Source organism: Psychrobacter nivimaris (assembly GCF_043419765.1).
In the GTDB taxonomy this organism is placed as follows: domain Bacteria; phylum Pseudomonadota; class Gammaproteobacteria; order Pseudomonadales; family Moraxellaceae; genus Psychrobacter.
In genome coordinates this window covers 377,659-392,383 of the sequence record NZ_JBHOFX010000004.1, presented here as the reverse complement: position 1 = coordinate 392,383, position 14,725 = coordinate 377,659, and the positions used below count along the sequence as shown (strand labels likewise).

Annotated in this window: 13 protein-coding genes and 1 tRNA gene; 4 read left to right on the top strand and 10 right to left on the bottom strand. The window is 42.6% G+C overall.

What is annotated here, in order from left to right; all coding sequences use genetic code 11:
* Positions 1 to 49 precede the first annotated feature (49 nt).
* The gene (locus tag ACHEVO_RS11140; protein WP_394124963.1) at positions 50 to 1,288 is read right to left on the bottom strand and encodes an argininosuccinate synthase; all 1,239 of its coding nucleotides are present in this window, start codon (positions 1,286 to 1,288) and stop codon (positions 50 to 52) included.
* A 335-nt stretch (positions 1,289 to 1,623) separates the two neighbouring features.
* Here ACHEVO_RS11140 and pyrC point away from each other — a divergent pair, with 335 nt between their 5' ends.
* From pyrC to ACHEVO_RS11120, 4 genes are all read left to right on the top strand, one after another.
* Positions 1,624 to 2,694 (top strand): dihydroorotase, encoded by a 1,071-nt coding sequence (gene pyrC, locus ACHEVO_RS11135; protein WP_101206305.1) that lies wholly within the window; start codon positions 1,624 to 1,626, stop codon positions 2,692 to 2,694.
* Positions 2,695 to 2,985: 291 nt separating this feature from the next.
* On the top strand, positions 2,986 to 3,645 hold the full coding sequence (gene rnt, locus ACHEVO_RS11130; protein WP_394125000.1) for a ribonuclease T: 660 nt from the start codon (positions 2,986 to 2,988) through the stop codon (positions 3,643 to 3,645).
* A 280-nt stretch (positions 3,646 to 3,925) separates the two neighbouring features.
* Positions 3,926 to 4,123 (top strand): hypothetical protein, encoded by a 198-nt coding sequence (locus tag ACHEVO_RS11125; protein WP_394124962.1) that lies wholly within the window; start codon positions 3,926 to 3,928, stop codon positions 4,121 to 4,123.
* A gap of 52 nt (positions 4,124 to 4,175) precedes the next feature.
* Positions 4,176 to 4,251 (top strand) — tRNA-Glu (locus ACHEVO_RS11120).
* A gap of 238 nt (positions 4,252 to 4,489) precedes the next feature.
* On the opposite strand, the gene ACHEVO_RS11115 is transcribed toward ACHEVO_RS11120, so the two are convergent.
* The 9 genes from ACHEVO_RS11115 to ACHEVO_RS11075 all read right to left on the bottom strand — a co-directional run bounded on the left by ACHEVO_RS11115 (position 4,490) and on the right by ACHEVO_RS11075 (position 14,635).
* A complete protein-coding gene (locus ACHEVO_RS11115; RefSeq protein ID WP_201608401.1) occupies positions 4,490 to 5,098 on the bottom strand; it encodes a BLUF domain-containing protein in 609 nt (202 codons plus the stop codon).
* 431 nt (positions 5,099 to 5,529) lie between these two features.
* On the bottom strand, positions 5,530 to 6,258 hold the full coding sequence (gene ispD, locus ACHEVO_RS11110) for a 2-C-methyl-D-erythritol 4-phosphate cytidylyltransferase (protein WP_394124961.1): 729 nt from the start codon (positions 6,256 to 6,258) through the stop codon (positions 5,530 to 5,532).
* Between the two features lie 167 nt (positions 6,259 to 6,425).
* Positions 6,426 to 6,734, bottom strand: a complete 309-nt coding sequence (locus tag ACHEVO_RS11105) for an FtsB family cell division protein (RefSeq protein ID WP_057761172.1) — start codon at positions 6,732 to 6,734, stop codon at positions 6,426 to 6,428.
* A 166-nt stretch (positions 6,735 to 6,900) separates the two neighbouring features.
* Positions 6,901 to 8,217, bottom strand: a complete 1,317-nt coding sequence (eno, locus tag ACHEVO_RS11100; protein WP_394124960.1) for a phosphopyruvate hydratase — start codon at positions 8,215 to 8,217, stop codon at positions 6,901 to 6,903.
* Positions 8,218 to 8,543: 326 nt separating this feature from the next.
* A complete protein-coding gene (locus tag ACHEVO_RS11095) occupies positions 8,544 to 10,901 on the bottom strand; it encodes a heavy metal translocating P-type ATPase (RefSeq protein WP_394124959.1) in 2,358 nt (785 codons plus the stop codon).
* Between the two features lie 244 nt (positions 10,902 to 11,145).
* Positions 11,146 to 11,370, bottom strand: a complete 225-nt coding sequence (locus tag ACHEVO_RS11090; protein ID WP_201578727.1) for a heavy-metal-associated domain-containing protein — start codon at positions 11,368 to 11,370, stop codon at positions 11,146 to 11,148.
* A 254-nt stretch (positions 11,371 to 11,624) separates the two neighbouring features.
* The gene (locus tag ACHEVO_RS11085) at positions 11,625 to 11,882 is read right to left on the bottom strand and encodes a cation transporter (RefSeq protein WP_394124958.1); all 258 of its coding nucleotides are present in this window, start codon (positions 11,880 to 11,882) and stop codon (positions 11,625 to 11,627) included.
* Between the two features lie 27 nt (positions 11,883 to 11,909).
* Positions 11,910 to 12,785, bottom strand: a complete 876-nt coding sequence (gene kdsA, locus ACHEVO_RS11080) for a 3-deoxy-8-phosphooctulonate synthase (protein ID WP_394124957.1) — start codon at positions 12,783 to 12,785, stop codon at positions 11,910 to 11,912.
* Between the two features lie 215 nt (positions 12,786 to 13,000).
* On the bottom strand, positions 13,001 to 14,635 hold the full coding sequence (locus ACHEVO_RS11075) for a CTP synthase (RefSeq protein WP_394124956.1): 1,635 nt from the start codon (positions 14,633 to 14,635) through the stop codon (positions 13,001 to 13,003).
* Positions 14,636 to 14,725: the final 90 nt, after the last annotated feature.

Below are 14,725 nucleotides of genomic sequence, written 5' to 3'. Positions count from 1 at the left end.
TTTTATTATGCGATCTAAGTTAAGAGTTGGCTATCAGTAGCCCAAAAACTTACTTAGATAAATCGCGACCACGGCTAGCTTCGATAGCTAGACGTAAGCCATTTAGACGGATAAAGCCTTCTGCGTCTTTTTGATCATAAGCGCCCGCATCATCTTCGAAAGTAGCAATTTTTTCATCAAATAATGAATCGTCAGACTTACGACCAACAACGCTCACGCTACCTTTATACAGTTTTACACGTACGGTACCGTTGACGTATTCTTGTGACTTGTCAATCAATGCTTGTAGCATCATACGCTCAGGGCTGAACCAATAGCCATTGTAGATGATTTTTGCGTAGCGTGGCATTAGCTCATCTTTTAGATGGGCAGCTTCACGATCAAGCGTTAGCGACTCGATACCGCGATGCGCTTTTAGCATAATCGTGCCTGCTGGCGTCTCGTAGCAACCACGTGACTTCATGCCGACGTAACGGTTTTCAACGATATCTAAACGGCCGATACCATGTTTGCCGCCGATTTCGTTCAGCTTAATCATGACTTCATAAGGCTTCAGCGCTTCACCATCGATAGCAACGATGTCGCCTTTTTCGTATTCTAGTTCTAAATACTGTGCTTCATCAGGCGCGTCTTCTGGGCTGACAGACCAGCGCCACATGTCATCTTCTGCTTCAGTATACGGTTCTTCTAGGACACCGCCTTCATAAGAGATATGCAGTAAGTTTGCATCCATTGAGTAAGGAGATTTTTTCTTATTGCCCGCATAATCAATGGCGATATCATGCTCTTCAGCATATTTCATCAAGCTTTCACGGCTTGATAGATCCCACTCGCGCCAAGGAGCAATGGTGACTACGTCTGGTGACAAAGCGACAGCACCTAGCTCAAAACGAACTTGGTCATTGCCTTTACCAGTCGCACCATGGCTGATAGCATCGGCGTTATGCTCTTTAGCAATCTCAACCAAGCGCTTGGCAATCAATGGACGAGCAATAGACGTACCTAATAAGTACTCACCTTCGTAAATGGCGTTAGCACGGAACATAGGGAATACATAATCGCGAGCGAACTCTTCGCGCAAATCTTCGATATGGATATGCTTGATACCCATTGCTTGAGCTTTGGCTCGTGCTGGCTCAACTTCTTCGCCTTGACCGATATCAGCGGTAAAGGTAATTACTTCCGCATCATAAGTTTCTTGTAGCCATTTAGCGATGATTGAGGTATCAAGACCACCTGAATAAGCCAAGACGATTTTATTGATATTTTTTGGATCAAGTTGAGCCATGAAGAACTCCCATTATGAAATATAGTTTTAGAAAAGGCGACGATCAAATCGAAAGCAAGTCGAACGATAATTACCTGCTCAGTGTACATCATATTTACTATGGGCAAAAGTCTAACTGCCATAAGGCGTGCGCTTTTGACTTAAATTCTAGTCAACCTCATTTTTGCCACCAGAATTTAAACATCATTTAACAACAAGATATTAATCTTAGCCCGATGAATTATGTACAGATATCTAGCCTTATATTTAGTCAAGTGGGCAAATCTGTTATGATAGACCCACAGTAGTACTCCCTTTTGTTTCCTTTATTTGACGATATAGAGCGCTTTGACACTATGACTGATTCGATTAGAGAATTGACCATCCTTCAGCCAGATGACTGGCATATTCATTTGCGTGACGATCTCGCTTTGAGCACGACCGTACCTCATGCAGCAAGCAGCTTTAACCGTGTCATCTGTATGCCTAACCTTGTGCCTCCAGTCAAAAATGCGCAGGATGCGATTGCTTACCGCGCACGTATCATGGAGCAATTAGCAGCTAGTGATTTAAGTCTTGAGCGCAAGTCAGCTTTTGATCCGCGTATGACTCTATATTTAACGGATAACACCACTGCCCAAGATATCGAGTTGGCAGCGCAGTCAGGTATCGTACAAGCGGTCAAACTCTACCCTGCTGGAGCAACTACCAACTCCGCAGACGGCGTCACCAACATCAATGCCTGCGTCGATGTCTTTGAAGCATTAGAAAAATATAATTTGCCATTGCTAATCCATGGTGAAGTAACCCAAGACCATATAGATATCTTTGATCGTGAAAAGCGTTTCTTAGATGAAGTGCTGGCACAAATTATCGTGAAATTCCCTACGTTGAAAATAGTAGTAGAGCACATCACTACCAGCGATGCGGCAGATTTTGTATTGTCACAAGGTAACCATGTTGCTGCCACTATTACGCCGCAGCATTTGATGTTTAACCGTAATCATCTATTGGTTGGTGGTATCAAACCGCATTTTTATTGCCTACCTATCTTAAAGCGTGAAAGCCACCAAAAAGTGCTATTAGATGTAGCTACTAGTGGTAATCCAAAGTTCTTCTTGGGTACTGACTCTGCACCGCATGCGACAGACAAAAAAGAAGCCGCTTGTGGCTGTGCTGGTTGCTATAGTGCAGCAACTGCGCTGCCTTTGTATGCGACCGCCTTTGATAGTGTTGGAAAAATAGATAAGTTAGAGGGCTTTGCCAGTCGTTTTGGTGCTCAGTTCTATGGCTTACCTTTAAATGAAAGCACTATCACGCTTGTTAACACGCCTATGCAAGTACCGACTGACTATCCTTATTTTGATGGTGCATCATTGACGCCCTTGATGGCAGGTGAGACGCTACCTTGGTCGATTAAGGCTTAACGCCCGCAAAGCTTAGCATTCAATAAACGACCTATCATTTTATCCTATGATACTAATGATACCTTTGTAGTAAATTTCTTTGTACTAAAGGTGCAGTTAGTATCATAGGATGCTTGTTTCTTATTCAATATATTAGTACGACTGATAAAAGTGATTTAACTTTATATGACCAATCAAAACATAGCGACCTTGCCTGACCAAGACTTATCAAACCCTAAATCTGCTAGTCTTGATGCTACTCTAAGCACTTCCGCTGAAGATGCAGCTTCAGTGACAGATGAGCAAGCGCCTATGGCCTTAAAAGACCGCTTTCGCAAGTTCTTGCCTGTCGTCGTCGACGTGGAAACAGCAGGTTTCAACGCCCAGACCGATGCACTGTTAGAAATTGCCTGCATTCCTGTCTTACTGAATGAGCAAGGTGTATTTTATCCAGGTGAAGCTTTTAACGCTCATATCGAGCCTTTTGAAGGTGCAAACTTAGAGCCAAGTGCGCTTGCCTTTACGGGTATTGATCCTAAAAACCCAATGCGTAAAGCCATTGCGGAAGATGAAAAGACAGCATTGCGCCGCATCTTTAAAGGGTTAAAAGACGTACGCCGTGACGAAGAATGCCGTCAATGTGTCTTAATTGGGCACAATGCCCATTTTGACTTGGCTTTTTTAAATGCAGCTGTGCTACGAACCAATAGCAAAAATCACAATCCATTTCATAACTTTTCAGTATTCGATACCGTCACCTTATCAGCATTGGCATTTGGTCAAACTGTCCTAGCACGCGCTTGTAAAGCAGCAGGGTTAGAGTTTGATGGCAAAAATGCTCACTCAGCCTTGTATGACACTCAAAAGACTGCTGAGCTATTCTGTCATATACTAAATAACTACCCTATGTTGGCCAATGCACTGCATAATGAAGAGGCGAAAGAAGAGTCAGCTGATAGCGACAGTCAATAAATCACATATCCTATATTGCCAATCATACATAATAGTGCTATTTGTAATACTTGATGACTTTAACATCTTGATTTGGCAATCAATAAGGATATGATTGATATCATAATATATAGATGGAACTATTTATTGATTACAGACATAGTTGTTCTATTGGATATGAATAACGGTCTGATGATAAAATATGACTCTTAAGCGATGTAGTTATATCCTATAGATGGTTTAAGTTGCTCACACTGTCTTGATAGCAAGCATTATCAAGATTAATAGGAGGGACTTTATTATGGATCCACAGCTCAAGTTATGGAGCACCATTATCGGTTATATGCTGCTCGCACTGACGATTAGCGCCTGTACTTCTTTATGGATTCGCTATCATTTAAAGCGAAATGACCTACATCCTCGTCGCGCAATTAAAAAAAGATATTTAATTTTAAAAAGACGTAGAAAAAGGCTTGACAGGAAGCGCCGACGCTATTAAAATACGCACCACTTCAGCATAAATGGTGAAAGCAGTTGAAGTGTTGTTACTAGTCCCCATCGTCTAGAGGCCTAGGACACCGCCCTTTCACGGCGGTAACGGGGGTTCGAATCCCCCTGGGGACGCCACTATTTGGCGTCACTTGTTAGCACTTTTGCTTAGCATTAGATTAGACTAACAAGCGTACCACCAAAACCCAGTTCATAATTTATTATGAACTGGGTTTTTTTATGTCTCTCATTAAGAGCCAACTTATTCTTTTAAATAAAAAAGCCAGCATTCAATCGATGCTGGCTTTTTTATTTGGTTGTCTTATTGATTATAAATATAGCTTGGCTCAATGGGAACTTTTTTCATATCTATCGATTACAGCAGCAACCATAGCAACGTAGCCACTATCATCAATCCCAATATCGTCTGGATTAAAAAGAACGCCTGATGCTGCCCTACAACCTTACTTAGAGTCACCCCTAGCGTACTATATTTGACAGGAGGCGTATCAACGTTACCTGTTCTCGTTTGCTCTTCATAGTAGCCTTGCAACACGTCCAAGAACTTCTGCCACTCATTAGAATCCCACTCATAAGGCTTAAATGGCATTAACTTTTTAAGCTCAGGCTCTTTAGTCATCCAACGCTCAAGGGTAATCGAACGTAATGACCAACTGGCAAAGCGACGTTTGGTAATTTCAGAAAAATCTAAAATCTTTAATTCTTTATGTCGATCATCCACCAACAAACGATTTTTTAGATTGGTTAGTGCCTGCTCTGAGCCTTCGACACACTGTAAAAAGTAGCCATTGCCATAGCAAAGAATACCCGTGACATTATCTATTTGATTGCGTTCAACCGCGGTCTCTGAGATATCATTAAGCGTGCTAGGACTTGAAAGACCAGTAGAGGTAATCCGGCTTATATATACAAGCTGGCAGAGATCTGTCGTTACTGGATTTGTTGAATCGTTGATTGTTGACAATCAGCTTCTCCCTATTATCAGGTAAATGTCGCTAAAACAATCATACTAACTTCAGAAAAAATATAGAGACAACATAACTAAGCGTAATGAATCGGTCTGATATATTATTGATTTTATAAGTTTTTATATTAATTGTATTAAGTTAGTTACATCATAGGTTAGTTTGGTCATTAAAGCAACCTATTACTGGACATAGGCCCGCTCAGAAACAAAAAACATATGTAATAACCATATTATATTCCAAAGTAGATTATATATATTCTCGGTATAGCTTTTAGCAATAGATTATTTCTGAATTCATTAATTTTTAAGAATAGTACAGAAAAGTCTAACGAGGATATAGTGGCTACTGAAGCCATAATTCTTATCATGGCCACCATTAAGTATAAAAGGAGTAAAACTGATGCTCGTTAGCGGAAGCAGAGTTGAAACTAAGACTGAAGCACCATAATCGCTGTTAACAGTACCGCATCATCAGGATAGGTCAGTTTCATATTCTGGCGACTACCAGAGACTAAGCGTATTGGAAAACCTAGTTGTTCAAAAGCACTGGCTTCATCTGTGATGCTTAGCTGATGTTCAAACACATGATTTAGGACTTTTTTTAATTGACCTAAGCGAAATACTTGCGGGGTTTGTGCTTGCCACATGTTACTACGATCAATGGTAGATTTGGTATAAGAATGTGCACGACTCTCTTCTGCGGAGGTAGCTAGCTGATAGGAAGCTTTTAACGTATCGGCTACTGGTGTCGCTAGAATAGCGCCATAAGGTTCCAGCATCGCTGCTTCAATCACTTGATCGATATCTGAACTTGGTACAGCGGGACGTGCTGCATCGTGAATAAGCACCAAATCTGAATCATCAGCACCTGTCTGACTAATCACTTCAACGCCAGACTGTACTGACTGCCAACGCTCTGCTCCGCCGACTGCATAGCTTATAGGGAGGATAAACTCTAATTGTTGAGCCGTGCTGTCATCGGCTGATATGACCAATAGACACTTATCAATGTAATCACTACAAGCAAGTCGTGCCACGCTATGCTGCAATAGCGTCTGACCTTCTAGCATTATGTATTGCTTGGCGATAGACGCACCAAAACGGCTGCCGCGACCAGCTGCGACGATCATGGCATGTATATTAGGGGTTGTATTCATAGTAGTGTACTCATGGTTTAAGCCCATGACAGTATATGTAAAGAGGAATAAAGCAGGTGTTAAGTGTGATGAATGGTGTCAGATAACAACATTATGATGCTGCATCATGAAAATTAATTCATGTCGTGAAAATTAGTGTATTCGTGAAAGCTAGTGTATTTATAAAGCTAATAGTTGCTGTGCGTAGTTGGTGCGGTGGATACTTGGACAAAAGTCTCATTGGGTTTGATTAAACCTAAATCTAAGCGAGCATGCTCTTCTACGGCCTCAAGTCCCGTTTTTAAATCTTGGACATCGGTGCGTAGTAAGTTGTTTGCTGCAACTTGATTGTCATTCAAACGTTGTTGCTCTTCGATTTGAGCCGTCAACTTATTATGCTCAAATCGGCCATTTTCACCTAACCAATACTGATATTGCAATCCTAAAAGCACTGCAACGGCTAAAGCAAGTAGTATAAATTGGCTAAAATATTTCATAAGGTGATAACGCCAAACGGTATAAAAGAGGATAGTAAAATTTAAGCTGATTAGGCGATATACAAACGGTTATATATCGCCTAAATATTGACTTCAGCTGATGAGTCTAGGCTTTTTAGCGTACATTACTTAACGTATATTACGCGCTAAACAGCCAGTCAGACTCTTAGCCACGTAGACCGATAAACTCTTCACGGCCACGATAGCTTGCACGTACTTGCTGCTCGATACGTAGCAATTGGTTGTACTTCGCTACGCGGTCTGAACGGCATAGTGAACCAGTCTTGATCTGGCCAGCAGCGGTACCAACTGCCAAGTCCGCAATGGTGCTGTCTTCCGTTTCACCTGAACGATGTGAAATGATGGTTGCATAGCCATTTTTCTTAGCCATATAAATCGCATCTAGCGTTTCTGATAAAGTGCCAATTTGGTTAAATTTAATCAAAATAGCATTGGCAATATGCTTATCAATACCTTCTTGCAAGATTGTAGGATTGGTCACAAACAAATCATCACCAACCAATTGAACTTTATCGCCAATCTGCTCGGTCAGATATTTCCAGCCATCCCAATCCGACTCGTCAAGACCATCTTCGATAGAGATAATAGGATATTGACGTGCCAGCCCAACTAGGTAGTCTGAGAACCCTTGGCTATCAAAGGCCTTATTACCTTCGCCTGCCAAAACGTATTGACCGTTTTTGTAAAACTCACTAGCCGCACAATCTAGCGCAAGATGAATATCTTCACCAGCTTTGTAGCCAACTTGTTCAATCGCTTGCATAATAACCGTGATGGCTTCTTCGTTACTACGTAAGTTCGGTGCAAAACCACCTTCATCACCAACGGCAGTGTTTAAACCTTGAGATTTCAACACAGACTTTAAGCTATGGAAAATCTCTGTACCAGCACGTAGCGCTTCTGAGAAGCTTGTGAAGCCTACAGGCTCAATCATAAACTCTTGGATATCAACTGTGTTGTCCGCGTGCTCGCCACCGTTCAAGATGTTCATCATCGGCACAGGCATGGTCAACGACGTTTGATTACGTAGATTGGCGATGTATTGATGTAATGGCAGATTCTGTGACTTGGCTGCCGCTTTTGCAGTCGCAAGTGACACAGCTAGCATAGCATTAGCACCCAAGCTTTCTTTGTTTTCTGTACCATCTAGTGCAATCATGGCATCATCAATGGTCTGTTGCTCAGTCACATCTTTGTCAATCAAGGCACTGCGGATTTGACTGTTGACATTAGAAACGGCTTTTTTGACGCCTTTACCCATAAAGCGGGTCTTGTCGCCATCACGTAGCTCAAGCGCTTCACGTGAGCCTGTTGATGCGCCACTTGGGGCAGCAGCACGGCCGACAGTACCGTCAGCTAAGATAACATCAGCTTCGATAGTTGGGTTGCCGCGCGAGTCTAAAATTTCACGAGCGCGAATGTCTTTAATTGCGGTGACGTTGTTGGTTTCTTCAGCGTACATAATGTCTGTTAATTCCTTTGGTCATGCCAAGTTTGTGAGATAAATAACGGCAGCTAGCATACAAAAAAGATAAAGCAAAATATCATATAGCGCGTAATCCTAAAAACCCTTTATACCTTTCTATCTTGTGGCTATCGTTGCCTAGCAATTAGAGGGATATAAAGCAGATTAATAGTCGGCTATAGTGCTTGGCATCATAGCATATATTTTACCAAACTTCCCTTATCTTACACCGACTTGCCGTCATAAAAACAATCTTAGAGATACAGATATGCGATGGCTATCTGTTTTATATTTATAGAAGACCTAGGCAGATATGATAGCTATTATTTCGCTATGCGTTCTTTATCCGTATGAGAGGTGGATACCGTATTATCTAGCTCAACCTCTGTCTTAAACCGTGTCAATCGTAGTGCATTCATGAGTACTGAGATGGAGCTAAGCGCCATAGCAGCGGCAGCAATCATCGGATTCAAAAACCCAAACGCAGCAAGCGGAATACCAAGACAGTTATAAATAAAGGCAAAAAACAGATTTTGTTTAATATTGCGCAGCGTTGCTTGAGCGATTTTTTGTGCCGCATCGATATGCATGAGCGACTCACCCATTAGACGTGCAGAGGCACTATGCTGAGCGACATCAGTCCCCTCAAACATCGCAAAACTGGCATCGGCAGTAGCCATCGCTGGCGCATCGTTGACACCGTCTCCTGCCATCGCTACCTTATGACCAGCAGTTTGCAATAGTGCAATTTGACTGGCCTTGTCACGCGGGCTCATCTTGCCATAAGCCTTATCAATACCCAACTGCCCTGCTACATGATCGACGACGGACTGCTTATCACCACTCATCAGAATCACATTAATACCCGCATCTTGTAGTGCAGTGATTGCTTGCGGCGTATCTGCCTTTAAGTCATCGGCTAGTGCAAACGCACCTAGTGGCTCATCATTGATACTAATCGCAACGGTACTGGCAATTTGCCATACTTTTGGCATGAATCTTGGCAACGTCAAGTTCGCAAACTCTGCCGTACCCACTTTTATCAGCCCAAGACCTTCGATATTTGCTTGTATACCAGCACCTTTTATCACACTGATGTCAGTCACATTAAATAGAGACAGTTGACGTTCTTTAGCCGTATTGACGAGGGCAGTTGCTAGTGGATGACTGGCATGCGCCTCGACACTGGCGGCAATCTGCAATACATCGTCCACAGCAAGCGATTTATCCACCATGACATGATCGACGATAGTAGGTTTGCCAATAGTCAATGTGCCTGTTTTATCGAGTACTACCGTATCGATATTACCTGCTGCTTCAAGACTTTGTGCATCCTTGAACCACACACCATGACGCGCGGCAACGCCCATACCAGCCATGATCGCCGCTGGCGTGGCCAAACCAAGCGCACAAGGACAAGCAATAACCAACACCGATACTGCGTGCATTAAAGCAGTATCAACCATACCTGTCAGCCACCATGTGACCCCAAAAGTAACCAACGCAATCGTTACCACTACGGGGACAAAAATAGCCGTTACTCGATCCGCGAGACGTGCGAGATTGGCTTTTGAGCCTTGTGCATCACTCAGTGCTTGCACCATATCACCCAGCTTAGTATCACTGCCCTTCGCACTGACACGGTATAGCAGACTGCCATTCTCTACCAAGGCACCTGCCAGCAATCCATCGCCTTGCTCTTTTTTGAGAGCTACCGACTCGCCAGTTAAATGACTCTCCACGCACCAACCGCTGCCTTCTATGACGGTACCATCTGTAGCGACGCGGCTGCCTTGCTTTGCACGTAGGACGTCATCTACTTGCACATCAGATAACGCAATATTATGAAATTCACCATTTGGCTGCTGCTGCTCTACTTCATCAGGTGTCAATGACAATAGTAAATCAATACTGTTTAGGCTGTGCTTCTTGGTACGTTCCTCAAGATATTTACCTGTACGCACAAAGGCAATGACCATTACCCCTGCTTCAAAATATACGGCTGGGCTGTTAATGGCACCGTGTTCGCCCAGATGCCCACTTTGCAATAGGCTGTTTAGAGTACCATCGCCGTGCGTGAGCCATAGATACGTCGAATATGCCCATATCGTCACTGTACCGATGACCACCAGTACATCCATATTGGCAAGGCCACCTTTTATAGATGCCCATGCACTCTTATAAAACGGTAGCGCTAAACCAAACTGTACTACAGTCGCTAAAATAAATTGCACCCAGACTGGCGGCATCCACGCCATACCAAAACCCGTCAACATACCTGCCATACCCACTAAAAATGGCACCAAACAAACCCATAATCCGATTAAACGCCATGGGTATTGAGTGGCGGTATCTTCGTCAGTCTGAGCAAATAAGCTATCGGCTGCCTGCACATTAGCCACAAAGCCTGTTTTATTCACCCACTCTGTCACCTGTTCGGGCGTCGTCTGGGTTGGATCATAATCAACATTGGCAGTCTCGCCAGCAAAACTTACACTTACCTCGTACACCGAAGGCTTTTTGTTAAGCACCTTCTCGATTCTTGAGGCGCAGGCTTGACAAGTCATGCCATCAATCGCTAATTGCAGATGCGCGCGTTGCGGTGTCAGTGGCGTATTGGACTCAACATCAGTTTCGACATCATAAGACTCATCTTTGGTAGTACGGGTGGTATCGTTCATAAACAAAACTCGTCATGGTGCCTATAAATTCGTAGGAACCACGATAAAATATCAGTGGGTTAGTAAAAAATTCAAATAAAGCAATTGGGTTATATTGTATTCAGTATGAGTATCTTAGACAAAGTAGCAATGTAGCAATGTAGCAATGTAGCAATGCTAAATACTCATAATCGTTAATCATTAAAAAACCAGCTATCATGCTTGTAATAACATGTTAGCTGGTTCTTTACAGAGAAGATGAGATTTATGAGTTAGCAACTGTCGCCTCAAATCCAGCATCGTCAATAACTGAAGCAATAGCCTCTGCACTGGTTTTGCTATCATCAAAGGTTATCGTCGCTAGGTTATCAGCTAGGTCAACGGTAATAGTTTCTAATCCATCAATATCAGCTGTTGCTGTATGTACGCTTGCTACGCATCCGCCACAAGTCATACCGTCAATTTTAATAATACGTGTTTGATCTGCCATATTAGGCTCCTTATTTTTATTAGTAACAAGCAACTCTAATAGTGATTCTGTTAATGCTTACTTTGATATTTTTTAAGTTATCAAAGTAAGGCCAACTATCAAAGCTACATTAAATAAGCATAAGCCCTATTATCCTCGACAACAAGACCGTTTGGTTGTTGCTTTATTAACGAGATGCTATTAACGAGGCAGCAACTTATTAATAAAAACGTAAAAGAGCGCATCGACAAATTTATAGCAATAGCTATTTGTAATTATAAATCGTTATGGTGCGGGTTCTGCGGTGAATCGATCGGAAATGGCTGAGTCACATAGTCCACCATACTAATCGCTGCTGTTAAGGCATGGATACTAGTATCTGTATCATCATAGCTTACCGTTGCGACATTATGCTTAGGATCCAAATTGATAGCCGTCACGCCTGAGATATTCTTAAGCACAGTCATTACGCTATCTAAGCCTTCTACATCATCGATATTTTCGATGCTTACTTGCGCCATCTGAATTGCCATTGTATAGCCCTCTTATAACGTACCGTATTAATGAGTATCCAATACTTCAAAACCTTTGACCAAATCATCAATTTTCTTAAGCTGACGTAAGAAAGGCTCTAGTTGACTCATACGCAGCGCACATGGACCATCACACTTTGCAGTTTCTGGGTTTGGATGCGCTTCTAAAAATAACCCTGCCAACCCTGTAGCCATACCTGCACGGGCAAGCGTTGTAATCTGCTCACGGCGTCCACCAGCACTATCACTACGTGCACCTGGCTGTTGTAAGCTATGCGTCACGTCAAAGAATACCGGTATATCCATCTGCTTCATAGTATCAAAACCAAGCATATCCACGACTAAATTATTATAGCCAAAGGCACTACCACGCTCACAAAGTATCAATTTATCATTACCACCTTCTAGGCACTTATTAACGATATGACGCATCTCGTGAGGGGCCAAAAACTGCGCCTTTTTGATATTAATAATGGCATCTGTTTTTGCCATCGCATGCACTAGATCTGTCTGACGTGACAAAAATGCAGGTAGCTGAATAATATCGGCCACTTCAGCGACTGGTGCTGCTTGATGTGGTTCATGCACATCAGTGATAATCGGTACTTGGAATTTTTCTTTGATCTGACCTAGCCAATCGATACCCTGCTCTAAACCGGGCCCACGATACGAATGCAAACTTGAGCGGTTGGCTTTATCAAAGCTCGCTTTAAAAACATAGCCGATACCCAAGCGCTTGCAAATATCAACATACTGCTCAGCAATCTCAAATGCCAATTCTTTAGACTCTAAAACATTCATACCACCGAACAATACAAAAGACTGGTCGTTACCAATTTTAATCGTATCGTTGTTAGGAGTATTGAGCGTGATATGTGATTGTGCGGTCAATAAGTTTTCCATGAAGCCATTACCTCTTATTTTGTTATTAATATCTCTATCCCATATTGTAACCGATAGGCTGATTAAAAAAAGTATGCAAGCGTAATTAGACGTCATTAGTAAAGATGATTGCTGATTAATAACAACAAACAGCCTGAATTAAACAAAAAAAAGACCAATCCGGAGATCAGTCTTTTTTATAATAAATGCTTTCAATATAGATTACATTTTGAGAGCTATTTTGCTTCGTTGTGGTTCTTAGCCGCTTTTACAAAGCTGTTAAACAGTGGATGACCACCGCGCGGTGAGCTAGTGAACTCGGGATGGAACTGTACAGCAACAAACCATGGATGCTCAGAAATCTCAACCGACTCTACCAAATGCTGCTTGGCAGAATAACCAGAGATGGTCATACCTGCTTGCTCTAACGGCTCGATATAACGGCTATTCATCTCATAGCGATGGCGATGACGCTCAGTGATATTGCTCGCACCGTAAATTTGGCTTAGCTTACTACCAGAAACTAGCTCTGCTTGCTGTGCGCCTAGACGCATCGTGCCACCAAGGTCTGAATCATCACTACGAATCTGTAGCTCGCCGCGCTCATCTAACCACTCAGTGATCAGACCAATGATAGGCTCAGCTGTCTTACGATCAAACTCAGAAGAGTTGGCGTCAATATTAAGTACGTTACGTGCATACTCAATTACTGCCAACTGCATACCAAGACAAATGCCTAGATACGGAACGTTGTTTTCACGAGCATAAGTGATGGCTTTTATCTTACCCATCGTACCGCGCTCACCGAAACCGCCTGGTACTAAGATAGCATCAGCATCGTTTAGCTGCGCAAGTAAAGTATCGTCATCTTCTAGACGTTCAGCATCGATGTAGTCAATCTTCACGTCTACTTTATGCGTGATACCTGCGTGAAGCAATGCTTCGTTAATAGACTTATAAGCATCTGGTAGCTCAACATATTTGCCAACCATCGCAACAGTCACTGTTCCTTCTGGATTCAACTGAGCTTCAACCACTTTGTCCCAATCGCTCAAATCAGCTTCAGGCACATCAAGACCGAAACGCTCACATATTAGATCATCAAGATCTTGCTCGTGTAATGTACGCGGTATCTGATAGATACTTTGTGCATCTTCACACATGATTACCGCACGCTCTTCAACGTTGGTAAATAGCGCAATCTTACGACGGTTGTCTTGTGAGATATGATGGTCAGAGCGGCAAATTAGGATATCAGGCTGTAGGCCAATAGAGCGCAGCTCTTTTACTGAATGCTGTGTTGGCTTGGTTTTGGTCTCACCAGCGCTAGCAATATACGGTACTAAAGTAAGATGCATTAGCATGGCTCTATTACGGCCAAGCTCTACTTGCATCTGACGTACAGCTTCCATAAACGGAAGTGATTCGATATCACCAACGGTACCGCCAATTTCGATAATAGCGATGTCATACCCTTCGCCACTGGCAAGGATTTTGTTTTTGATTTCATCAGTAATATGCGGAATAACCTGTACAGTACCGCCTAGATACTCACCACGGCGTTCTTTATTCAACACATTCTGATAAATACGGCCACTGGTGAAGTTATTACTTTTACTCATTTTTGAGTGACGCAAAAAGCGCTCGTAATAACCCAAATCTAAATCGGTCTCTGCGCCATCTTCAGTGACGAATACTTCACCATGCTGAAACGGGCTCATTGTACCTGGATCGACGTTAATATACGGATCCATTTTGGTCATCGTGACAGTCACGCCACGTGCTTCTAAGACCGCTGCAAGAGAAGCTGCGGTGATACCTTTTCCTAGTGAGGACACTACCCCACCGGTCACGAATATAAACTTGGTCATAGTACTCTGTCGGTAATTGGTAAAGAAGGATTTTACTAAAAATACGCCATAAAATATAGGGCAAAAATGCAAACTGTCTGAAACTCTTAT